This is a genomic window from Gilvimarinus gilvus (assembly GCF_030518155.1).
In the GTDB taxonomy this organism is placed as follows: Bacteria; Pseudomonadota; Gammaproteobacteria; order Pseudomonadales; family Cellvibrionaceae; genus Gilvimarinus; species Gilvimarinus gilvus.
Window position 1 is genome coordinate 1 of sequence record NZ_JAULRU010000391.1, and the last position, 363, is coordinate 363.

At 65.0% G+C, this 363-nt stretch carries 1 pseudogene; it reads right to left on the minus strand.

The features are described 5' to 3' along the window. Positions 1-363 (minus strand): annotated as a pseudogene (locus QWI17_RS06720) (glycine dehydrogenase (aminomethyl-transferring)); the annotation flags it as partial.

A 363-nucleotide genomic window follows, 5' to 3' on the forward strand; every position in this document is an offset into this window, starting at 1 on the left:
GACATCGACGTTGCCGCGGGCGTCACAGGCGGTAACCACCACACGCATGCCGGCCATGTTGGCGGTAGCGGGGTTGGTGCCGTGGGCAGAGGAGGGAATCAGGCAGATGTCACGGTGGCTTTCGCCACGGCTGCGGTGGTAGGCACGTATGGCCAGCAACCCGGCGTACTCGCCCTGCGAGCCGGCGTTGGGCTGCAGCGACACGGCATCATAGCCGGTAGCAGCGCACAACATTGCTTCCAGCTCGGTGGTCATCTGCAGGTAGCCCTGGCTTTGCTCGGCCGGCGCAAAGGGGTGCAGGTTGCCGAACTCGGCCCAGGTCACCGGGATCATTTCGCTGGCTGCGTTCAGCTTCATGGTGCA